This window comes from Bacillus cereus group sp. BcHK124 (assembly GCF_027712065.1).
Taxonomy (GTDB): domain Bacteria; phylum Bacillota; class Bacilli; order Bacillales; family Bacillaceae_G; genus Bacillus_A; species Bacillus_A pacificus.
The window spans coordinates 1-20,569 of sequence record NZ_JAQFPJ010000020.1; the positions used below are offsets into that span (position 1 = coordinate 1).

Below are 20,569 nucleotides of genomic sequence, written 5' to 3' on the forward strand. Positions count from 1 at the left end.
AGCAACAGGAGCAACAGGAGCAACAGGAGCAACAGGAGCAACAGGAGCAACAGGAGCAACAGGAGCAACAGGAGCAACAGGAGCAATAGGAGCAACAGGAGTAACGGGAGTAACAGGAGTTATTGGCCCCATAACAACAACTAATTTATTATTTTACACTTTTTCAGATGGAGAAAAACTTATATATACAGATTCAGATGGGCTAGCTCAATATGGTACAACTCACATATTATCTCCTGATGAGGTTTCGTACATTAATCTGTTTATTAATGGAATACTTCAACCACAACCATTATATCAGGTTAGTACTGGTCAGCTAACTTTATTAGATAATCAACCACCATCACAAGGTTCTTCAATTATTGTACAATTTATCATTATTAATTAAAAAAGACAGATTCTTAAATAAAAAGGATCTGTCTTTTTGCTCTACATTAAAGTAGTTAAAACTAAGTGACGATAAATTCGATTGTAATTGGAATTCCGCCGTCTAATGCATCTCCGCCAGGAATTGTAATAGCACCAGTAGGTCCAGTAGTAACACTGGAGTTCACACTAGGTTGAAGAATGCCGTTTACATATAAGTTATAATACGTAAAAGTCGGAAAAGCAGTTGCAGTAGTACCAGCATCGTTTAAACAAGCTGTAGCAGCAATTGCAAAAGCTGCACCAGTTCCGGTTCCAGCTCCTAGTGTAGATGTGAATCTTCTGGATGCCATAAATGGTTGAATAATTGGCAATTAATTTTCACACCCTAAATTATTTTTTGAAGAAAGTATGGGATAACTTGTCCAATATATTGTATGAAAGTTTTTGATAATAGAAACGGCTTCATGATAATAGAAGGAACACAATTTTAGTAAAGGTATTGTTGTTAATTGGTGGTTATATGCCAATGTTTAGTTTTTATACTCAAGTTAAAATGTGCTTTTGAATCTAAGAGATAAACGTGGAAAAATAAAATAAACTCTTAAGTTTAGGTGTTTAATCTAAGCAGTCAATTATTAAAAACATATAATTAATATGTGAGTCATGAACATAATTAAATAACTTTTTAAAGTTTAATTATCATTCATGTTTCCTATTTTAAGTGAATTAAACCTATGCACAATTGTATAGCTCTTATAATAGGAAGACACTCAAATATAAAATAAGTAAGGAGGAAATAAATGTCACATAATAATTGTTTTGGTCATAATAACTGCAATAATCCGATTGTGTTCACTCCAGAATGTTGTAACAATCCACAAACAGTTCCAATTACTAGTGAGCAATTAGGTAGATTAATTACTTTACTAAACTCTTTAATTTCGGCAATTGCAGCGTTTTTTGCAAATCCAAGTGATGCAAACAGATTAGCTTTACTCAATTTGTTTACTCAGCTATTGAACTTACTAAATGAATTAGCACCTTCTCCAGAAGGAAATTTCTTAAAACAATTAATTCAAAGTATTATTAACTTACTACAATCTCCTAATCCAAATTTAGGTCAATTACTTTCTTTATTACAACAATTCTACAGTGCTCTTGCACCATTCTTCTTCTCATTAATTATTGACCCTGCAAGTTTACAACTTTTATTAAACTTATTAACTCAATTAATTGGTGCTACTCCAGGAGGCGGTCCAACAGGTCCAACAGGTCCAACAGGTCCAGGAGGAGGAGCAACAGGTCCAACAGGTCCAACAGGTCCAGGAGGAGGAGCAACAGGTCCAACAGGAGCAACAGGCCCAACAGGAGCAACAGGCCCGACAGGAGCGACAGGTCCAGCAGGTACTGGTGGCGCAACAGGTTTAACTGGTGCAACAGGCCCAACGGGAGCAACAGGTTTAACTGGTGCAACAGGCTTAACAGGCCCAACAGGAGCAACAGGCTTAACAGGTCCAACAGGAGCAACAGGCCCAACGGGAGCAACAGGTTTAACTGGTGCAACAGGCTTAACAGGAGCAACAGGAGCAACAGGAGCAACAGGAGCAACAGGAGCAACAGGAGCAACAGGTGGCGGAGCTATTATTCCATTCGCTTCGGGTACAACACCAGCTGCGTTAGTTAACGCATTAGTAGCAAATACAGGAACTCTTCTTGGATTTGGATTTAGTCAGCCTGGTGTAGCTTTAACGGGTGGAACTAGTATCACATTAGCGTTAGGCCTAGGTGATTATGCATTTGTAGCACCACGCGCAGGAACTATTACGTCATTAGCAGGTTTCTTTAGTGCAACAGCTGCATTATCTCCTTTATCACCTGTTCAAGTACAGATACAAATATTAACTGCACCTGCTGCAAGTAATACGTTTACAGTACAAGGCGCACCACTATTATTAACACCAGCATTTGCTGCGATAGCAATTGGTTCTACAGCATCAGGGATCATACCTGAAGCTATTCCAGTAGCAGCTGGGGATAAAATATTAGTATATGTTTCCTTAACAGCAGCAAGTCCAATAGCAGCAGTAGCTGGATTTGTAAGTGCAGGTATTAATATCGTCTAACTTGTAACAATGTCTGTTTGAAATGTGAACGGACACTTGTATATGGCCCTTCCTAATTTTATTAGGGAGGGCCATATTTTTGCGGGGAATAGGTAATAAATTAATTGGAAAAATATGATTTGTAATTTATGAAATAAGTTAATGAGCTTGCAATATTCCACATACATAATAAAGGCTGAACTCTATTAAAAATAGAATTCAGCCTTTCAATAAACTATATACTAGGGGAGTAAACAGTTTATTGTGAGTGATGAAATTTCATTGTCCAAATAAACTATTTGTTTTTATTACAGTTACATCCTTTTTTCTTTACATAGCCTTGCTCGGCTAAGTCTCTTTGTGATTGGGAATTGGAAGATTGAGAATTTGAGGATTGAGAGGATGCTGATGAACTACTATTTTTATTATGAGAGTAGTTTTTTCGGTAGTTATAATTACTCATAGTACTATCACCTCCAATTAAATATATAACTATTATATGTAGCTATTCTATTAATTGTTACGATAATAAATAGGAATGGGTATACAATAAAAAAATCTCCTACGTATTTTCCGAGGAGATAAATAATTGTCCTTTCATAATATAAATTAATATCCCCAGTAAAGAGGAAAATAATATGAATCTTGGTAATATAAATTTTGTTGTGGATTAGGAGGATGAGTTGCAGGGGGTATCGTTCCGCGGTTCTGATTACAATTTGCTGGAGGGCCAATTACTGTAGTGGATTGAATAGGGGATACCGCTTGTTTCCATTGTTGTCCATTGAGACAGTAAGTATGAGCCATTATATTAGCGGGGGTTAATCTTAAAATATCAGAACCAAAAATAACTTCTGGGGTTGGGGCGTCAAAAATAGCTAATAAATGAGTGTTATCTGCTGTAGCAATTTCGTAATGCCACCACGCTTGTGGAATGTTGGCAACTTGCCCCGGTTTTATTGGTAAGTTTAATATTTGATTTGTAAAAGGATTAAGTAAAGAAACAACCGCAGAGCCTGAAATGCAGTAAACAAGTTCAGCTGCATTTTGATGTATGTGAGGCTCTACAACATTTCCTGTACTTAAATAGATATCTAATAAAGAAGTGTTTTCTAACGTATTTAATTGTTTCACGCCAAGTACGTTTATATAATTTTGAGCATCTTTCTGAAAAAAATTACTTCTATTTAAATCATGAGTGAAGTTAGTTGAGGGGGAAGTGTAATCGATATTGGAAGTCAATTGTATTACCTGCCTTTCTATTAGTAAGTAAGGTTACAAAATTAGGATATGTGTCTAGTGTTTGTTATGTGCAGTTGTTGGTATCATAATAAATTTGCCTATCCCACACGAAATATGGGTTATTTAAGATAGTTTTTGCTGAATAATTAATTGTGCTTTAGCGGTATTGGCATAATTGAGTCACTCTAATGCCAAGTTTTGTTTTAGACCAAAATGGATTTCTATGATGTCAAAATGAGATACCTTTGTTTTAAGTGGAACAGGTATAACATTTATTTTGCTTTTTTCATGTTATGTGTAATGTTTGGAAATGCAGAGAAAGTAAAATCAATAATTGTAGCACCATCTGGTAAATAAATAGGTTGTAAATCTGAAGTATAAGCCGTTATGGTATTTTCAAATAGTTCATACGATACTAGATTTTGGAACGCAATTGTATTTGTAGTTAATAAATTGTTATTCACAATTGTATCATTCATTATTTTATCCGACTTTAATGGGCAGTAAGACCCCCACTTCAAAATTCAGCGAAAGCAAAGAAGTTAGGTGGGGGGCGGGCTGCCCATTAAAGTCCGATTGGTTCAACTAATAATCAGTGGGGGATGAAGAAAACACCCACTGATTACAGTTTCACTTTATATGGTGGTTAATCTTGAGAAACTTATGCATTTAGCATTTAAATGTAAAAATATAAAAAACGCATTTCTGAAGAAATGCGTTTTTTATTATTTTTCTAACATTTCAAGAGGTACGTCTTTTTCGCCGGCTACCTCAAATTTAATTTCCCCGTCTTCTTCATAAATACGTGAAATAATCGGTATAGTAATCATTAATTTTTTATGCTGCTTTCGCTTTCGAGCGGCATCTAAGCTAATCACGTTCATTATAAGCATCCTTTCTTCTAAAAATATATAAACAAAAGAAAATGCGTCCGGAAAGGGCGCTTAATTGAATTTGAAATACCGATTCATTTAAATGAGGTTTATATGATTTAACAACTGCAATTGAATTAAAAATAGTATGAATGGAATAATTGCACGTAGAAATTAACTTTACCAAAAAACGAAACAATATGCTATAAAAAATTTCAAATCTTTATCATATAACGAGAAAAAGGTTTTCGTTTCGCATATAATGAAAGTAGACGGGCAACGAGAGCTTTTTCATCATATTGCTGTGGAAAGGCGATGAAAAGAATGGATACGTTAGATTCATTATTATTTCAACTTGAACAATATGGAGAAGAGCATGATCGAAATAAAAAAACACGGGAAGAAAAATTACGGAATATTTCTCGTGAGATGGGGCAATTTTTATCAATTTTAGTAAAAGGGTGTAGTGCAAAAAACATTTTGGAAATTGGAACTTCTAATGGTTATTCTACATTGTGGTTAGCTAATGCAGTAGAAGAAACAAATGGAAATGTAACAACTGTAGAACTTTCTTCAGAACGAGTGGGAGAGGCACTTGCCAATTTTGAAAAGGCAAATCTTTTACAAAGGATTGATGTTCACAATCAAGAAGCAGGGGCATTTTTAGATTCACAACTAGATCATTCATTTGATTTTATTTTCCTAGATTCAGAGCGTACGCAATACATGTGGTGGCTGGAGCATATAAAACGCATTTTACAACCAAAAAGTCTTCTTGTTGTCGATAATGCTACTTCTCATGCGAGTGAATTAGCCGAGTTTATAAACATGATTGAAGAAGATGAAATGTTTGAAACGGTGTTATTGGCATTTCAAAATGGTGCATTTGTAGCGCGTAAGAAGAAATAGATTTTAGCGTAATATAATTATCACATTGAAAAAGGGTGTATGTCAAAAGATTGAGTGCAGTAGTATGGGAAGGACGTAATTTATATACGTAACATACGAAGAATCCGCCTTCAGCATGTCGGTCTCTAGGTCTTAAGTCTGAGGAAAATTATGTTGTTTACAGGTATACTTATAGTAAGAAACAGGGAATGACTGCATAAGCAGGTATTTCTTGAAAATTGATTTCATATAGGCTGTTTGCAAATGAAATACAATATATTAGATGAAATATAGTGCACATAAATTCGCACATATAAATAAAGGAGCGATTTTGTTGACTGAACTCGAGAAAAAAGAACCCGTATCAATTGTGAAAGATAATAATGTAGAAGTAGTAGTTGATACAGTTATAAAAGATGAAGAACTTGATGAATTAAACAAAGAAGCCGATCTTTATGTACAAAAGTTGAATAGCGAGCAAAATACAGATTTATCGAAAGTATTGTCTCAGCTAGGAGATTTAGGGGATAAAGAACAGCAAGCAGCAGGACAAACGCTATCAGCATTAAAACGTCCTGTCACAGCGATGATGAATGGAAAGAATGAAGAAATTCCAAATACGTTGTTAGAATTACGCAAAGTAGTATCAGAGCTTGATCCAAATTCACTAAAAGCAAGTGGTATGAAGAAAATTATGTTTAAAGTATTCAAGAAAAATCCACTTGAAACATACGTGCATAAATATCAATCTATAGATAAGCAAATTGAGGAGATTATAAGATCACTTCTAATTGGTCGTGATAATTTACAAGAAGATACAGTTGGTCTTGAAATGCTTAAAGAGCAATCACACGATAAAATTCACGCGCTTGATAAGCAAGTATACTTAGGGAAAAAACTTGCTGGCATGCTGGAAGCTGAGAAACAAAATCCAGAACGTCAAAGGGATATTCCATTAATTAATGATGCATTAGAAAAGATTTTAGTGCGTACGCGCAATATGCAGCAAGCGAAAAGTGTGTTATTACAATCCATTGCATCTGTAGACATTATTAAGAAAAATAATGAAAAGTTAACAGAGGCAATTCGTAATGCAATTACGATGACGCAAAACGTTGTAACAGTTTCTGCTGCTATCCAGTTAGCATTAACAAATCAACGTAAAACAATTGATGCAGTGAATGCAACAAATGAAGCAATTGAGTCTATGGTATTAAGTAATTCTCAGGCATTAAAACAAAATACAGAAGAAACAACGAAATTACTTGAAAATCCTGCAATTAGCATGGATAAATTACGTGAATCATTCCAAAACGTATTTGCTGCAATTGAAGCTTCTGAAAAATCGTCAGAACGTATTATCGAGTCAAGTAAGAAGTTTGTTATTGAACTAGACACATTTAATGATGAAATGAAACAAAAACTCATTCAGCGCCCAAGAAAATAGCAGACTTTTAGAGGAGGTGAAAAAATGAGTTTCATTCAAACTGTATTATTACTACTCGGTACATTGTTTTTAATCGCATTTACTGTCGTTGTTTTAGTTGTATATTTCGGTCGTAAACTGTATTTTTCATGGACGAAGCCATATAAAAGAGCACACGATTCTTTAGATAAGTTATCGAATAAATCATTACCGTTTCTACAAGAATTTACACAACATCCACTCTTTTATCGCTGGATTCGTACTGAAGGAAAAAAAGAACAACATATATTAAACACGCTTTTCTGTGCATCGGGTCAACGTACGAGAGAGCAAGTATTCTCAATGTTACCGAAAGAAAAACAGAAAAAAGTACATGTAATGGCAAAAACGACGAAAAAGCTTACTAATGAAGATATTGATGTAGCAGCGATGAAAGTAAAAGATTTTTTAAGACAAGAAACGCAGCAAACAGTAAAACCGACAGATTTATCGTTTTATAAATTGTATTTTTATGATCGATATCCAGATGCATTAAATACAATTCAAGCGTATAAACGCTCAATAAATCCTTCATTACAACGAACGGTTGATGATATTACAATTTCAGTATTAAATGCTTTGCCATATTATCAAGAGCAACGTATGTTTGAACAGCAACATAAACTTGAAACGTTCTTAATGAAAGATTTAATAGCGATGCTATCGTTAGTCGTACAATTACCACCTTCACAACGGCCAGAAAAAGAAGAAGAATTAAAAATCTACTTGCAAAATTTCCAAAAAGAAATGGAAGAAGTAGAGCGAGATATTCGTGACTCGATTGATCACGATTTGAATGTGAAGATGAGAGCAGCGACTGAGAAGTTTAAGAATAAATAGAAGAAATCGCCTTAAAAGTTGAATGTTTCAGCTTTTAGGCGTTTTTTTTTGAATTGAGAGAGTTTAATCTTTTGTAAGATTGTATATACAAACGTTAATAAATGGTAAAATATAGAATGGTTTTTAGTACTTTGTGTAAACAATTATTATAAAAGGGGTATGGTATTGTGTTATTTGAGTTAGTCATACTATTTGTAATTCTATTTTTATTTCTTGGCTATCCTATTAGTAAAGCATGGAATAGTTTCCAAGGAGAGAAGGAAAATTCCTCAAGTATATTAAAGTTCGAGCCACAGGAAATATTATCAATATGTTTGAGTTATTTTATCTTTGGTTTAGGTATTATGTGGAATGCAAATGATGTAAGAGGAGGAATACCATTACATAAATTTGAAAAGAACGGAATGATGTCTGATCAATATGCTTCTTTAGCACATGACCACATTGCTATAGTGGTTCTCTTAGTTGTTTTAGGTGGAGTTTCTTATTGGAGATTAACAACAGGCTTAACAAAACTTTCACCAATATTTTATATTTTTTATAGTACTTTAATGATAATAAACATCGTATATACATTCATATATATTACCCATACAGGCTTTGTCTTTTATACAGAATTCGGAGGATTGAGATACATTCCAGTCTTTTGTATTCAAGTTGGGATGCTTGCATTTAGTCTATTATTCATAGCGAAATTAAGAGATTCATTAAGTTATTTCATACAGTCTCAGCATGAGAAAGATTATAAGCAGAGCAGCAGGATTATATTATATCTGCATCGTATTTCTTTTGGGTATCAAAAAATGGCTACAGTTTGGACTATAAGTTTATTTCCTATATTGTTAATTGTTCAATTTATTTTAATACTGTTTGGGCAAAAACCAGATAGTTTTATAAGAGTGTTTATGGAAACAAGTAGCTTTAATTATTCTAAGATTCCTGCTCCAAGTCCTCAAATTGTCTCCGGGGATGGGCATTATTTATGTACAGTTTCTGTGAAAGGGCATAAAAATATTGTTAAGCCGTTACGAGCAGGAATTAGGCATGGAGAAAGAATTACAGTTAATCGACAGTTATTAATTGCGAACGCCTTTGAAAATGTAATTGAGGATCGAGTACCAAAATGTCATAAGGTTATTCGTAATTTTTATGATAAATATGGTTATCCGATTAGTAAACATATTAATACGAAATGGTCGGCTGACTTTGTTTATATTTTAATGAAGCCACTAGAATGGTTCTTCTTATTTGTACTTTACACAGTAGATAAAAACCCTGAGAATAGAATTCATATTCAATATAGTGAACTACGAAAATAAAAGTAAGAGCCCGCATTCAAAAAATGCGAGCTCTTACTTTTATTTTGCTTGAATAGTAGATTTACTAGAAGCAACACTTTCATTATGCAATCGATCAACCGCAGTTACTACATACGTATATGTTTCTCCAGGAATAGCCGTTTTATCTACATAAATTTCTCCAGGCTTTGTCTTTCTTACAGTAGTAAGTAAATTTTTCGGATTTTCTATATTCACTTCACTTTTTCCATTCACGCGGTAAATAGCGTAATAAGCAGAATCATTCTCTCTATTATCAATGATACCTACAGCAACCCCTTCATCTCTTGGAATGGCACCTTTTAAAGTAGGTTTTTTTGGTGGTTCATGATCAAGCCAAGGCATAGGTGGGACTAATGCAGGATGTTTATATATGTCTTTTGAGAGTCTATCTTTCACTCCAAGTGGATTATTATTAATGTCTTTTAAGCTAAAATGCATACTACCTTTAATTTGAGGGTATAGCCGGTTTAATGCAATCTGTCTTGGATATTCTTCAGGATCAGACCAAGTGGGGACAGAATTATTATTAATTTTATAGGCTGCCTGACCAATGTATAGGTGGATTGGTTTATTATTTGTTTCTTTTACCCACCAATCTACTAATATGTCATACGCAGCAGGAGTAAAACCTATATTCCAATATATTTGCGGTGTGATGTAGTCAATGTAACCTTTTTGTATCCACTCACGTGTATCAGCATAAAGATCATCAAAGTTTCTTTGGCCGGCAGTTGTGTTAGAGCCAGTCGGATCATCAGCTATATTTCGCCATACGCCAAATGGGCTAATGCCAAACTTTACGTATGATTTTTCTTGTTTTATAGCAGTATTTAAATCTCTTACAAGTTCATTTACATTGTCACGTCGCCAATCTTCTATATTTGTAAATCTACCGTTATTATATAATTCGTACGTTTTTTGATCGGGGAATTGTTCACCCGCCACTTTATATGGATAAAAATAATCATCCATATGTAATGCATCAACATCGTAATTTTGTACGATTTCTAAAGCACCTTCAGTTATAAACTTTTTTACTTCTGGAATACCGGGGTTGTAATATAATTTTCCGCCATAAGGTACAACCCAATCCGGGTGCTGTCTTGCAGGGTGATTATTTGATAATCGATTTATATCAGTGTGATTCATCGTTATTCGGTATGGATTAATCCATGCGTGGAATTCTATATTTCTTTTATGTGCTTCTTCAATCATAAATGCTAGTGGGTCGTATCCGGGATCTTTTCCTTGTGTACCGGTAATATATTCAGACCAAGGGCCGTAATTGGAAGGATAAAAGGCATCAGCAGTTGGTTTTATTTGTACAATGACTGCATTCATACCAGTGTTTTTTGCATCGTCTAATAATTCAATAAATTCTTGTTTTTGATTTTCAATTGGTAAGCCAGTTTTTGAGGGCCAATCAATATTAAGAACAGATGCAATCCATACAGCACGTAATTCGTGTTTTTTGTACGTAGTAGTTACTTCAGCATAAGTAAAGTGAGGGGAAATGAAAGAGAAAGGGATGAACAAGATGACGATGCAACATATCATAAATAAACGTTTAACGATCATGTATACGCCTCCCTATCATATGATTATCTAAGATAATATACGAGGCAAGGTTGGCCCTGCAATAGAGAAAATTGTATATTGAAACATTAATTTAATAGGAAAAATATTTTTAATGAAATTTACTTTCAGTATAACTAAATTCTTTTACTTCTTCATATGCTTGTTAGTAAAGTGAAACTTCCTTTCATTTGAAGGGTAGTAAATTATAAGTATAGGAGGATTCATAAATGAAGGTTTTGTTCGTTTGTTCTGGAGGAATGTCCAGTGCAATTGTTGTAAACGCTTTAAAAAAAGAGGCGGAGAAAAAGGGTATGAACATGGAAGTGCATGCGATTGGAACAAATGAGGTAGAGGAAGAAGTAAAGAATGGCTGGGACGTTGTAATGGTTGCACCTCAAGTTAGACATCGATTTGATTCTGTTAAAAAATTCGCAGAAGAGGAATCTATCCCGTGCGGTATTATACCGCCGCAAGCATATACGCCTCTTGGTGGACAGACTTTATTAAAGACTGTAAATGATTTAATTCGTTAGGGGGAACCGTTATGAATAAGTTTGTCACGTTTCTTGATAAAAACTTATCTGGACCGATGGCAAGACTTTCTGAACAGAGACATTTACAAGCAATCCGTGATGGAGTTATTTCAGCATTACCGTTTATCATCGTAGGAAGTTTCTTTTTAATCGTAGCATTTCCACCATTACCGAAAGATAGCTTCATATCCGTTTGGGCATTAAAGAATCAAACAAGTATATTAATACCATATCGGTTAACTATGTTTATTATGTCTTTATATATAGCATTTGGAATAGGATATAATTTGGCGAAAAGTTATAAACTAGATGCTTTATCAGGAGCACAGCTTGCAGTATGTTCACTGCTATTAACATTAACCCCCGAATTAATTGATAAAAAAGGATTTATGCTTCCGATGACAAATCTCGGAGGTCATGGGTTATTCGTGACGATGATTGTTTCTATTTTATCCGTAGAGATTTTAAGATTTTGTAAGAAGAAAAATGTAATGATTAAAATGCCAGAACAAGTACCGCCATCTGTGTCGCGTTCATTTGAAGCACTTATACCTGCTGCATTCGTTATTATTATAATGAGTCTAGTAACTGTCGTTTTTAGCATTGATTTACACCATGTTGTTGATAAATTAGCAGCACCATTAGTAAAAGCTGGGGATAGTTACTTTGGTGTAATGATTCCAGTGTTTTTAATTACGTTTTTTTGGTCATTCGGAATCCATGGTGTGTCGGTTGTTGGAACTGTTGCTCGGCCATTATGGGAAGTATACCTAGGGAAAAATGGAGAAGCTGTTGCTAGTGGAGCAGATCAATTGCCATTTATTTCACCAGAGCCGTTATATCAATGGTTTATATGGATTGGTGGTTCTGGTGCGACATTAGGGCTTGTATTAGCTATGATTGTATTTGGTCGATCAAAATATTCGAAAGCATTATCAAGAACTTGTATTGTTCCGGGGATTTTTAATATAAATGAGCCAGTCATATTCGGATTACCGATTGTACTAAATCCAATTTTAATTATCCCATTTATCATTACACCACTTGTAACGGCAACAGTTGCATATTCTGCAACTGCGATGGGATTTGTGACACCAACACATATTATGCCACCGTGGACATTACCAGCTCCAATTGGTGCGTATTTAGCTACAGGCGGAGATTGGCGTGCAATAGTATTAGTTTTTATAAATATAGCAATATCGTTTCTTATATATTTACCATTCTTTAAAATGTACGACAAAAATATGCTTGAAATTGAGAAGAATGGTGAAGGGGAATCTGTTAATCCATAATCTTTATGCTTTAATTTATGAGTGATAGGTATTTTGCCTATCACTTCTTTCACATGAAGTCCAGAGAGGATGAAATGGAATGAATATAAAATTTAGTTATAAAGGTGTATTTTTATTATTATTTGGAGTGATATGTGCGAATTTACTTTTTGTGCCTTTATTAAGAATGCTACATCTATCACAAATGCATAGTATATGGCTCGTTACAAGCATTGCGGCAAGCATTTTGCTTACAATAGTTGTTTCTTTTATTGATGGATCGTTTGCATCGAAAGCTCAGTTGTTTTTTAGATTTATATTATTTTCAATTGGCTGTACGTTTGTAACTTACATGATTGTTTTTTAATAAAGAGGAGGTCATACATGTTATGTATGTTGCAGGGGTAATGTCTGGTACTTCGTTAGATGGTATAGATGTAGCACTCGTTCATATAGAAGGAAGCGGTGTAGGTTCTAAAGTTGAACTCATCTATTTTACTACTGTGCCATTTAGTAATGATATAAAAAATGAGATTCAGCAAGTATTATCAATAAAAAATTCAAATGTCCAACTCATATGTAGTTTGAATTTTAAGTTAGGTTTATGTTTCGCTAAAGCCGTAAAGGAAGTTTGTAAAGAGGCCAATTTTTCTTTGGAACAATTAGATTTGATAGGTTCTCACGGACAAACGATTTACCATCAGCCAAAGCCAGAAGGTAATATGATATCTTCCACATTGCAAATTGGGGAACCTGCAGTAATAGCATATGAAACGAATACGACGGTTATTTCTAATTTTCGAACGATGGACATGGCAGCTGGGGGACAAGGTGCACCACTTGTACCATATTCAGAGATTATTTTATATCGTCATCCAACTAAAAATAGACTACTACAAAATATCGGCGGGATTGGTAATGTTACCGTAATACCAAGTCAAAAAAGTGATCAGAATGTTATAGCTTTTGATACTGGTCCGGGTAATATGATAATTGATGAAGTATGTCAAAGGTTATTTCAGTTGCCATATGATCAAAATGGTGAAATTGCAGAACAGGGTGAAGTTGTAGATGAAATTTTGACATATTGTATGAATCATTCATTTTTGAAAATGAATCCACCGAAATCAACTGGTAGAGAACAGTTTGGTGAAGAGTTTGTAAGTCAGTTATTGAAGCGGTATGAAAAGCATAGTAAAGAAAATATATTAACGACTGTCACGATGTTTACAGCAAGTTCAATTGTTCATCATTATAAGGAGTTTATTCTGCCATATTATGAAATTGATGAGGTAATTTTAGGCGGTGGCGGCAGTTATAATGACACACTTGTTGAAATGATACGGTATGGATTGAAGGATGAAAAATGTACAATATTCATTCAAGAAGATATAGGCTATTCTTCAGAGGCGAAAGAAGCAATCGCCTTTGCCATTTTAGCAAACGAAACGTATCATCGTAATCCGAGTAACGTGCCGAGCGCAACAGGTGCAATGCAATCTGTAGTATTAGGGAATATAACATTCCCTCCAATAAGATGATGAAAATGAGGCGAACATATGAAGTATATGATTGGAATAGACGGCGGGGGAACGAAGACAGAAGCAATTGCATTTGATAAAGATGGAAATGAACTTGTAAGAGCTACAAGTGGTTTTGGAAATATATTAATAGATTTTGAAGAAGCTCTTGTGCATATTATGGAGGCGATTGATCAATGCCAGAAAGGTGTATTAAATGAGCATTGCGTTTGTATTTGTTTAGGATTAGCGGGTGTAAGTGGAGTGAATACGAATGAATTAACATTACGTCTAAAGAAGAAGTACGGAACACCAATTGAAGTTTTTAATGATGCGATGATTGCACATGCAGCTGTTTTAAAAGGAAAAGATGGAATTTTAACAATTGGCGGTACAGGTGCAATTTGTCTTGGAAAGAAAGGAGAAGTGTACGAGTATAGCGGCGGATGGGGACATATTTTAGGAGATGCAGGAAGCGGATATTGGATTGGATTACAAGCTTTAAAGAGAATGGCAAATCAATTGGATCAAGGAATTAGACTCTGTCCATTAAGCTTAAGAATTCAAGACGAGTTTCAACTTTTGACAGCGTCTCATATAAAAAGGCTAGTATATAGATCTTCAAAAGATAAAGTTGCAGCAATCACACCATTCGTTATTCGAGAAGCTAGAAATGGAAATGATGCTGCACATGAAATTATGATGCAAGCTGGAAAGGAATTAGCAAGGATTACGATAGATGTTTATAACAAGATGCAGCTTGATTTATTAGTTTCAATTGCGGTAAGTGGCAGCATATTGCGTTTCGTTCCTGAAATATATGATGAATTTAAGAAATGCTGTGAGAAAAGTGTAGGAGAAGTTACATTTGTATTACAATCCGAACCAGCAGTGAAAGGAACATATTATTTAATGAAAAATATGTATTTTAAAAAATAGCTGTATGAGAATTTTTGTATGAATTGTAAATATATGATGTTAAAATGTATAAAGGGATGTGGATAAAAAGTACAATATACATAGTTTTTGAATATTGTATAAGTACTCCTACGTAGAAAGTGAATGATTATATGATTAATAGTATGCAGTTTTTGTATTTGGTCGCTTCTTATTTATTTGGAAACATATTGACTGCTTATATAGTAACGAAATGGAGACATGACGTTGATATTCGGAATGAAGGAAGCGGAAATCCCGGCGCAAGAAATATGGGACGTGTATATGGAAAAGGGTATTTTATCGTTACATTTTTAGGTGATGCAATTAAAGGGGCAATCGTAGTTTCTATTGCAGAATACCTTTTTGGAGATTCTACATTTGTAATGTTAGCTTTACTAGCTGTTTTACTTGGACATATTTATCCAATTGTATTTAAAGGCAAGGGTGGAAAAGGCATATCAACTTTTATTGGAGGATTAATCGCATTTGATTACTTGATAGCGCTTACCCTTGTTGCTGTTTTCATTATATTTTATTTAATCTTTAAAGGATTTACTAAGCCAGGGTTAATTACAATTGCTTGTTTACCAGTTTGCATGATTTTGTATTCTTATTCTATTGTTACGACTATTTTAAGTGCTCTTATCATTGTGCTTATTTTATATGTAAATCGAGACTGAAACGAACTTTTAATAAGTGGAGGAAATCTCCACTTATAATTTTTATCAAACACATAAAGGAGATAAGGCATGGGGTTAATTTATAAAGTTGCTGATCAAGATTGGGAATTTGAACGTATACATAAATTGAATTATAAAACATTTGTAGAAGAAATTCCGCAACATGAAGAAACGAAAGATCGTGTTCGTATAGATCGGTTTCATGATGAAAATACATATTTAATTTGTTTAGATGAAGATAAGTTAGTAGGTATGGTTGCATTGCGAGGAAAACGACCATTCTCGTTAGATTATAAAATTTCAAATTTAGATTTTTATTTGCAAGAACATGGAGAAAACGTGTATGAAATTCGTTTACTTTCAGTAGAACGTGAATATCGAAATGGAAGAGCATTGTTAGGATTAATTCGCTTTTTACATCGTTATTTGCTTCTAAACGGATATGAATTGGCACTCATTTCTGCGACAACACGTGAACTACCTTTATATGAGCAAATGGGGTTCAAATCTTTCCATACGTTAGTTGGTACAGAAGAAGCAGCCTTTCAGCCAATGTATGTTACTCCTGCTATGTTTGAAGAGTCGAGTGTTGGGGGGATTATGACGAAAGAATATACATTTTTACCTGGTCCAGTAGATATTGAAGAGAATGTTCGAAAGGCTTTTTCTACTAAGCCGATTTCACATCGTTCTAAGTCATTTCATGTGACGATGGAAAATGTGAAAAAACGTTTACTACAAATGACAAAAGCAAAACGTGTGCAAATCATGTTAGGAACAGGGACGTTAGCAAATGATGCTATCGCTTTACAGTTACGCTCTTTAAAAGGAAATGGACTAGTATTAACGAATGGGGAATTTGGCAATAGATTAGTTAGACACGCAACACGCGCGCAATTACATTTTGATACGTATAAAAAGGAAATGGGACAACCATTTATTTCTACAGAATTAGAACAAATAATGGAAGCTGGAAATTATGAGTGGCTTTGGTTTGTTCACCATGAAACATCTACCGGAATGTTAAATGATTTAGACGAGTTAAATTTATTATGTGAAAAGTATAAAGTGAAACTATGTGTAGATTGTATTAGCTCAATTGGAGCGATACCGATAGATTTAAAGAGTGTATATTTTGCGAGCGGCGTTAGCGGAAAGGCAATTAAATCGTTTACTGGATTATCTTTCGTTTTTCATAATCATAATGTGAAAGTAAACGAGACTTTACCGGCCTATATGGACATTGGTATGTATGAAGAAAATGAAAGTATTCCATATTCACATTCATGGAATTTAATTTATGCATTGCAAGAAGCGTTGAAGGGATTTGAAGATGAAAAAGCATTTGTAAAAATTAACGAGACATATGATTATATGGAAGAAGCTATTACTAGTATAGGCTTAAAACTTGTTTCACCTACAGAACATGCCGCACCAATTATACTTACGATTCAATTAAATGGAGATCTTTCTTCTAAAGCGGTCGGTGATGCGTTAGCGTTACAAGGATATATCGTCCATTATGAATCAGCGTACTTACAAAATAATAACTGGATCCAAATTGCATGCCTAAATCATTATAAAGAACGTGATATGAAAAGGATGTTGAATTGTTTACAACTGTGTGTATTACAGAGTGAGGTACATATTTAAAGACTTTTTCTTAATATAGATGGTTTCGTATAAAGGGGCTACGACTTACGAAAACTTAGGAATAGAACATTGGAAGAGGTGTTAGTATGATAACTAAAAAACTACCATTACATATAGACGATATTAAAAAAGCGCAAAACATTCTGGATAGAAATGCTCGTAAAACTCCATTAGTAAAATCATTTTACTTGACTAGTAAAACGGGTGGAGAAATTCACTTGAAATTAGAAAATATGCAATTAACAGGTTCGTTTAAATTCCGTGGTGCGTTTAACAAAATGTCACAGCTTACAGATCAAGAAAAAGAAAGAGGAGTAATTGCTTGTTCTGCTGGTAATCATGCGCAAGGAATTGCTTTATCTGCTCATTTACTTGGTATTAAGAGTAAAATTGTTATGCCGATTTCTGCACCGCAGGCGAAAGTTGATGCGACTAAAGGATATGGATCTGAAGTAGTTTTACATGGTGAAACCTTTGATGATGCGAAGGCAAAATGTGAGGAGATTATTAGGGAAACAGGTGAAACATACTTACACCCGTATGACGATGTAGAAGTAATGGCTGGTCAAGGTACAATAGGATTAGATATTCTTGACGATATGTGGGATGTTGATACAATAATTGTTCCTATTGGCGGAGGTGGAATTATTTCTGGTATTGCTGTTGCATTGAAATCTTTTAATCCATCAATCAATATAATTGGTGTACAAGCAGAAAATGTTCATGGGATGAAGGCATCTTATGATAAAGGTACAATAGTAGAACATTATGAGGCACCTACTATTGCAGATGGTTGCGCAGTTAAAATACCAGGGGAACTAACATTTGAAATTGTAAAAGAATTAGTAGATGATATTGTAACAGTATCAGAAAAAGAGCTAGAAGTAGCGATGAAAGACTTATTACAGCGTGGTAAAGCTGTTGTAGAAGGTGCAGGCGCTTTAGCTACTGCTGCTCTACTTGCAGGGAAAGTGGATACATATATTAAAGAGAAAAAAGTAGTAGCGGTTATATCTGGTGGGAACGTAGACTTACAGCGTATTTCGAGTGTTTGTGAGCAATTTTTTGTAGCGAATGAAGTGAAATAGTATTTATACAAAATAAATTTTATGAAAGCAGAGCTAAGACAACTAATCTTAGCTCTTACTTTTTGTCTAATGTATAGTGAATTATTATATGTAATCGTCTATTTTCAAAGATAACTCAAATAATTATATCAACATTGTCGAAACGGAAACAGAAATTTTATATAATGGTTTTAACGTGCTAATGAGCGGTTAGGAGGGTAGGTCATGAATAAAGAAGAACAGGTTATGAATGGTTTCAGGGAATTATATAATAAGCTAGTTTGGCTTAATAAAGATAAGATGGAAGAAGGTCTTAAAGGTTTTAAGTCTTCTGAAGTACATTGCATTGAATATATTGAAAACAATGCAGATTCTAACGTGACACAACTTGCGGAGGCTTTTTATGTGACTCGCGGTGCAATAAGTAGAATGACTAAGAAGCTCATACAAAAAGGCCTTATTGAAAGCTATCAAAAGTCGGAAAATAAAAAAGAAATTTATTTTAGGCTTACTGAACAAGGGAAAGAAATTTATAAAATCCATGAAGACTTGCACAAAGAGTTTCAAGAGCGGGATAAAGTCGTATTTGAGCAAGTAACTGAAGAAGAATTCGACAGTATAATTAGCTTTGTGGAAAAATATAGTAAGCATTTGGATACGGAAATAAAGAAACAAGGTATACATATTAAATCGTAATACACTTTAATAATAAAATGGCAGCCTTACTTTAATGAGAATAGGCTGCTTTTTTATTAATGTATTTTTGTTGACGATTCAACAAAATAGAGTTATTGTTTTGTTGACAAAGCAACGAAATTTAAGGAGGAGAAGTTAAATGTCTATTTTAAAATCACAAAATGAAAGCGAAACTGAAAAAAACATTGATAAACATGCTTTAATATTCGGCCTTATTTCTGTATTTCTTTGTGGTATAGGTTTCAGTATCATCATGCCTGTAGTCCCATTCTTAGTGCAGCCATATACAAGTAATCCGGAAGAACAAGCGTTAGTTGTTACACTACTAACCTCAGTTTATGCAGCCTGCGTATTTTTGGCTGCTCCTGTACTCGGAGCTTTGAGCGATAAATATGGTCGTCGTCCATTACTTTTAATATGTTTATTTGGCTCTGTAATGGGATACTTAGTTTTCGGGATAGGGGGAGCTTTATGGGTACTATTTGCTGGACGCATAATAGAAGGTATAACAGGCGGTAGCATAAGCACTATCTTTGCATATTTTGCAGACATCATTCCTCCAGAACAGAGAACGAAATACTTTGGATGGGTGAGTGCAGTTGTAGGTGCGGGAACTATCATTGGTCCAACTCTTGGGGGCTTACTTGCAAAGTTTGGTCATTCTGTACCTTTATATTTTGGGGCGCTCATAACTTTATTAAATGTTTTATATGGGATGAAATATATGCCTGAGAGTCTTGACAAAAATAATAGATTAAAAGAAATTACTTTTGTAAGGTTGAATCCTTTTGCGCAGCTAGCAAACATACTTTCCATGAAAAACTTAAAATGGTTACTTGTCTCAGCGTTTTTACTATGGATACCTAACGGATCTTTACAAGCAATTTTCACTCAATTTACGATGGATACTTTTAGTTGGCAGCCTGTATTAATCGGACTTATGTTTTCAATTATGGGTTTTCAAGACATCATTTCACAAGCTTTTATAATGCCAAAACTTTTAATCAAGCTTAGTGATAAACAAATAGCGATACTTGGGATGGTTTCGGAGATTATTGGCTACAGTTTTATTGCAGCATCTGCTTTGTTTTCCTTATATCCACTTCTAATCGTTGGGATGTTACTGTTTGGTTTTGGTGATTCAATTTTCGGGCCTTCATTCAATGGGATGCTCTCAAAGTCTGTCAGTTCTAGTGAACAAGGAAGGATACAAGGTGGTAGCCAATCTATTCAAGCTTTAGCAAGAATGATTGGTCCAATTATTGGCGGACAAATCTATGTATCACTTGGTCATGCAGCTCCTGCTTTTATGGGGGTGATCCTTATAGTAGTGGCAATAGCAGTATTGTATAGGGGTACGCATGTAACTGCATAAAAACAAATAATAGGGTGTCGGAACTTAAGAGTAAGTGCTGGGCACCCTAATTGTCTAAGACTAGAGAGTTAAGAGAATTTCTGTTGTTTCTGAAAGGGTTTACCCTGTAAAAGCGCAATTGAGCAGGATAATATTC

20 protein-coding genes and 1 pseudogene are annotated in these 20,569 nt (G+C 34.4%); 16 read left to right on the forward strand and 5 right to left on the reverse strand.

Annotated features, from left to right (window positions below):
* Window positions 1-388, forward strand: a 388-nt coding sequence (locus PDK19_RS21885; RefSeq protein ID WP_270708042.1) for a DUF4183 domain-containing protein, incomplete at its 5' end; no start/stop codon positions are given.
* Between the two features lie 61 nt (window positions 389-449).
* On the opposite strand, the gene PDK19_RS21890 is transcribed toward PDK19_RS21885, so the two are convergent.
* Window positions 450-740 carry a DUF4183 domain-containing protein gene (locus PDK19_RS21890; RefSeq protein ID WP_001121647.1) on the reverse strand — a complete coding sequence of 97 codons (291 nt, stop codon included), beginning with the start codon at window positions 738-740 and terminating at the stop codon, window positions 450-452.
* A gap of 429 nt (window positions 741-1,169) precedes the next feature.
* On the opposite strand from PDK19_RS21890, the gene PDK19_RS21895 reads away from it, so the two are divergent.
* Window positions 1,170-2,492 carry an exosporium glycoprotein BclB-related protein gene (locus PDK19_RS21895; protein WP_270708043.1) on the forward strand — a complete coding sequence of 441 codons (1,323 nt, stop codon included), beginning with the start codon at window positions 1,170-1,172 and terminating at the stop codon, window positions 2,490-2,492.
* Between the two features lie 588 nt (window positions 2,493-3,080).
* Here the strand turns inward: PDK19_RS21895 and PDK19_RS21900 are convergent.
* The 3 genes and pseudogenes from PDK19_RS21900 to PDK19_RS21910 form a co-directional block, all read right to left on the reverse strand.
* A complete protein-coding gene (locus PDK19_RS21900; RefSeq protein WP_049114026.1) occupies window positions 3,081-3,713 on the reverse strand; it encodes a cupin domain-containing protein in 633 nt (210 codons plus the stop codon).
* Window positions 3,714-3,893: 180 nt separating this feature from the next.
* Window positions 3,894-4,204 (reverse strand): annotated as a pseudogene (locus PDK19_RS21905) (TGS domain-containing protein); the annotation flags it as partial.
* Window positions 4,205-4,438: 234 nt separating this feature from the next.
* Entirely contained in the window at window positions 4,439-4,597 is a 159-nt protein-coding gene (locus tag PDK19_RS21910) for a hypothetical protein (RefSeq protein WP_001100983.1), read from the reverse strand.
* Between the two features lie 303 nt (window positions 4,598-4,900).
* On the opposite strand from PDK19_RS21910, the gene PDK19_RS21915 reads away from it, so the two are divergent.
* From PDK19_RS21915 to PDK19_RS21930, 4 genes are all read left to right on the forward strand, one after another.
* The gene (locus tag PDK19_RS21915) at window positions 4,901-5,494 is read left to right on the forward strand and encodes an O-methyltransferase (protein WP_014893748.1); all 594 of its coding nucleotides are present in this window, start codon (window positions 4,901-4,903) and stop codon (window positions 5,492-5,494) included.
* 313 nt (window positions 5,495-5,807) lie between these two features.
* On the forward strand, window positions 5,808-6,920 hold the full coding sequence (locus PDK19_RS21920) for a toxic anion resistance protein (RefSeq protein ID WP_000137402.1): 1,113 nt from the start codon (window positions 5,808-5,810) through the stop codon (window positions 6,918-6,920).
* Window positions 6,921-6,944: 24 nt separating this feature from the next.
* Window positions 6,945-7,778, forward strand: a complete 834-nt coding sequence (locus PDK19_RS21925) for a DUF3974 domain-containing protein (RefSeq protein ID WP_000008359.1) — start codon at window positions 6,945-6,947, stop codon at window positions 7,776-7,778.
* A 167-nt stretch (window positions 7,779-7,945) separates the two neighbouring features.
* Complete coding sequence (locus PDK19_RS21930) at window positions 7,946-9,097, forward strand: DUF6688 domain-containing protein (protein ID WP_049113985.1); 1,152 nt, start codon at window positions 7,946-7,948, stop codon at window positions 9,095-9,097.
* Window positions 9,098-9,136: 39 nt separating this feature from the next.
* On the opposite strand, the gene PDK19_RS21935 is transcribed toward PDK19_RS21930, so the two are convergent.
* Window positions 9,137-10,696: a glycoside hydrolase family 10 protein gene (locus tag PDK19_RS21935; RefSeq protein ID WP_049113984.1), complete on the reverse strand. Its 1,560-nt coding sequence runs from the start codon at window positions 10,694-10,696 to the stop codon at window positions 9,137-9,139.
* Window positions 10,697-10,923: 227 nt separating this feature from the next.
* On the opposite strand from PDK19_RS21935, the gene PDK19_RS21940 reads away from it, so the two are divergent.
* The 10 genes from PDK19_RS21940 (at window position 10,924) to PDK19_RS21985 (ending at window position 20,433) form a co-directional block, all read left to right on the forward strand.
* Window positions 10,924-11,229: a PTS sugar transporter subunit IIB gene (locus PDK19_RS21940; protein ID WP_049113982.1), complete on the forward strand. Its 306-nt coding sequence runs from the start codon at window positions 10,924-10,926 to the stop codon at window positions 11,227-11,229.
* Between the two features lie 11 nt (window positions 11,230-11,240).
* Window positions 11,241-12,524: a PTS sugar transporter subunit IIC gene (locus tag PDK19_RS21945; RefSeq protein ID WP_001032281.1), complete on the forward strand. Its 1,284-nt coding sequence runs from the start codon at window positions 11,241-11,243 to the stop codon at window positions 12,522-12,524.
* A 79-nt stretch (window positions 12,525-12,603) separates the two neighbouring features.
* Window positions 12,604-12,870, forward strand: a complete 267-nt coding sequence (locus PDK19_RS21950; protein ID WP_001021969.1) for a hypothetical protein — start codon at window positions 12,604-12,606, stop codon at window positions 12,868-12,870.
* Between the two features lie 22 nt (window positions 12,871-12,892).
* Window positions 12,893-14,044: an anhydro-N-acetylmuramic acid kinase AnmK gene (anmK, locus tag PDK19_RS21955; protein WP_270708047.1), complete on the forward strand. Its 1,152-nt coding sequence runs from the start codon at window positions 12,893-12,895 to the stop codon at window positions 14,042-14,044.
* An 18-nt stretch (window positions 14,045-14,062) separates the two neighbouring features.
* The gene (locus PDK19_RS21960) at window positions 14,063-14,962 is read left to right on the forward strand and encodes a BadF/BadG/BcrA/BcrD ATPase family protein (protein WP_000876574.1); all 900 of its coding nucleotides are present in this window, start codon (window positions 14,063-14,065) and stop codon (window positions 14,960-14,962) included.
* A gap of 131 nt (window positions 14,963-15,093) precedes the next feature.
* Complete coding sequence (gene plsY / locus PDK19_RS21965; RefSeq protein WP_000610849.1) at window positions 15,094-15,642, forward strand: glycerol-3-phosphate 1-O-acyltransferase PlsY; 549 nt, start codon at window positions 15,094-15,096, stop codon at window positions 15,640-15,642.
* 69 nt (window positions 15,643-15,711) lie between these two features.
* Complete coding sequence (locus tag PDK19_RS21970) at window positions 15,712-17,295, forward strand: aminotransferase class V-fold PLP-dependent enzyme (protein WP_049112666.1); 1,584 nt, start codon at window positions 15,712-15,714, stop codon at window positions 17,293-17,295.
* An 86-nt stretch (window positions 17,296-17,381) separates the two neighbouring features.
* Window positions 17,382-18,383, forward strand: coding sequence for a bifunctional threonine ammonia-lyase/L-serine ammonia-lyase TdcB (gene tdcB / locus PDK19_RS21975; RefSeq protein WP_049112662.1), 1,002 nt, complete (start codon window positions 17,382-17,384; stop codon window positions 18,381-18,383).
* A gap of 204 nt (window positions 18,384-18,587) precedes the next feature.
* Complete coding sequence (locus PDK19_RS21980) at window positions 18,588-19,058, forward strand: MarR family transcriptional regulator (RefSeq protein ID WP_001030899.1); 471 nt, start codon at window positions 18,588-18,590, stop codon at window positions 19,056-19,058.
* A gap of 139 nt (window positions 19,059-19,197) precedes the next feature.
* Window positions 19,198-20,433 carry an MFS transporter gene (locus PDK19_RS21985; RefSeq protein WP_049112658.1) on the forward strand — a complete coding sequence of 412 codons (1,236 nt, stop codon included), beginning with the start codon at window positions 19,198-19,200 and terminating at the stop codon, window positions 20,431-20,433.
* Window positions 20,434-20,569: the final 136 nt, after the last annotated feature.

What these genes read in the sequence shown, in the direction of transcription:
- PDK19_RS21895 (WP_270708043.1), top strand. Translation starts at nt 1,170, where the DNA reads ATGTCACATAATAATTGTTTTGGTCATAATAACTGCAATAATCCGATT.
- PDK19_RS21910 (WP_001100983.1), bottom strand. Translation starts at nt 4,597, where the DNA reads ATGAACGTGATTAGCTTAGATGCCGCTCGAAAGCGAAAGCAGCATAAA.
- PDK19_RS21915 (WP_014893748.1), top strand. Translation starts at nt 4,901, where the DNA reads ATGAAAAGAATGGATACGTTAGATTCATTATTATTTCAACTTGAACAA.
- PDK19_RS21925 (WP_000008359.1), top strand. Translation starts at nt 6,945, where the DNA reads ATGAGTTTCATTCAAACTGTATTATTACTACTCGGTACATTGTTTTTA.
- PDK19_RS21935 (WP_049113984.1), bottom strand. Translation starts at nt 10,696, where the DNA reads ATGATCGTTAAACGTTTATTTATGATATGTTGCATCGTCATCTTGTTC.
- PDK19_RS21940 (WP_049113982.1), top strand. Translation starts at nt 10,924, where the DNA reads ATGAAGGTTTTGTTCGTTTGTTCTGGAGGAATGTCCAGTGCAATTGTT.
- PDK19_RS21945 (WP_001032281.1), top strand. Translation starts at nt 11,241, where the DNA reads ATGAATAAGTTTGTCACGTTTCTTGATAAAAACTTATCTGGACCGATG.
- PDK19_RS21950 (WP_001021969.1), top strand. Translation starts at nt 12,604, where the DNA reads ATGAATATAAAATTTAGTTATAAAGGTGTATTTTTATTATTATTTGGA.
- anmK (WP_270708047.1), top strand. Translation starts at nt 12,893, where the DNA reads ATGTATGTTGCAGGGGTAATGTCTGGTACTTCGTTAGATGGTATAGAT.
- PDK19_RS21960 (WP_000876574.1), top strand. Translation starts at nt 14,063, where the DNA reads ATGAAGTATATGATTGGAATAGACGGCGGGGGAACGAAGACAGAAGCA.
- plsY (WP_000610849.1), top strand. Translation starts at nt 15,094, where the DNA reads ATGATTAATAGTATGCAGTTTTTGTATTTGGTCGCTTCTTATTTATTT.
- PDK19_RS21970 (WP_049112666.1), top strand. Translation starts at nt 15,712, where the DNA reads ATGGGGTTAATTTATAAAGTTGCTGATCAAGATTGGGAATTTGAACGT.
- tdcB (WP_049112662.1), top strand. Translation starts at nt 17,382, where the DNA reads ATGATAACTAAAAAACTACCATTACATATAGACGATATTAAAAAAGCG.
- PDK19_RS21980 (WP_001030899.1), top strand. Translation starts at nt 18,588, where the DNA reads ATGAATAAAGAAGAACAGGTTATGAATGGTTTCAGGGAATTATATAAT.
- PDK19_RS21985 (WP_049112658.1), top strand. Translation starts at nt 19,198, where the DNA reads ATGTCTATTTTAAAATCACAAAATGAAAGCGAAACTGAAAAAAACATT.